This is a genomic window from Actinosynnema sp. NPDC050436, assembly GCF_040655415.1.
GTDB lineage: Bacteria > Actinomycetota > Actinomycetes > Mycobacteriales > Pseudonocardiaceae > Actinosynnema.
Genome location: NZ_JBFAJV010000041.1, coordinates 1 through 1,231, shown reverse-complemented (window position 1 = coordinate 1,231; position 1,231 = coordinate 1). Strand labels below are relative to the sequence as shown.

General features: G+C 73.6%; 1 protein-coding gene. It reads left to right on the top strand.

Translation table 11 applies throughout. The annotated features are described in order from the left end of the window. Positions 1 to 1,231: bifunctional diguanylate cyclase/phosphodiesterase (locus AB0I60_RS37475; RefSeq protein ID WP_360739024.1), on the top strand; the 1,231-nt coding region annotated here is incomplete at both ends.

Sequence of the window (1,231 nt, the reverse complement as noted above, 5' to 3'; positions counted from 1 at the left end):
GACAACCGCCGGCTGCTCGCCCGGCTGCGCCACGACGCCTACCACGACCCGCTGACCGGCCTGCTCAACCGGCCGGGCTTCCGCGAGGCGGGCAACGAGCCGATGCGCCAGGCCGACACGTCGGTCGTCGTGCGGATCGACCTGGACGTGCTGTCCACCGTGTCCGACGCGCTCGGCCAGGCGTGGGGCAACCGGATGGTGGTCGCCGCCGGCCGCAGGCTGCGCGACGAGCTGGGCCCGGAGGTGCCGCTGGCCCGCCTGGAGGGCGGCGCGTTCGCCGCGCTGCTGCTGGACCGGCAGGCCGAGCGCATCCAGGAGATCGCCGAGCGGCTGCGCACCGCGCTGTCCGTGCCCTACCCGGTCGACCGGCTCACCGTCGAGGCGGGCGCGGTCGTCGGCTGGGCGTCCACGGCCGACTGCGAGATCGAGGACCCCGACCCCGACGCGCTGCTCCAGCGCGCCGACGTGGCGGTCCGGGCCACCAGCGAGGCCGAGCCGCTGCGCGCCTACGCGCCGTCGATGGGCCAGATCTTCCTGCGCCGCTTCCAGCTCGTCACCCAGTTCCGGTCGGCGCTGGAGAACGGCCAGGTGTCGGTGCACTACCAGCCGAAGGTCGCGCTGCCCAGCAGGCAGGTGGTCGGCGCCGAGGCGCTGGTGCGCTGGAAGCACCCCGAGTTCGGCCGGGTCGACCCCGACGAGTTCGTGCCCGCCGTCGAGGCCACCGGCCTGGTCGACGTGCTGACCGACTTCGTGATGGACAAGGCGCTGGAGCGGGTCCGCCGGTGGATCGACCGGGGCCTGCGGATGTCGATCGCGGTGAACCTGTCGGTGCGCACGCTGGCCGACGAGGAGTTCCCGGACCGGGTGGCCGCCGCGCTGGTCAAGCACGACGTGCCGCCGGAGCTGCTGACCTTCGAGCTGACCGAGTCCGGCGTGATGGCCGACCCGGAGCGGGCGCTGCCCGTGCTGCGCCGGCTGCACACCATGGGCGTCGTGCTGGCCGTGGACGACTTCGGCACCGGCTACTCGTCGCTGGCCTACCTGCGGCAGCTCCCGGTGGACGAGGTGAAGATCGACAAGTCGTTCGTGCTCGGCATGGGCACCGACCTCGGCGACATGGCCGTGGTGCGGTCGATCGTCGAGCTGGGCCACTCGCTGAGCCTCACCGTGGTGGCCGAGGGCGTGGAGGACGACGCCGCCCGCGACCAGCTCGTGGCCATGGGCTGCGACG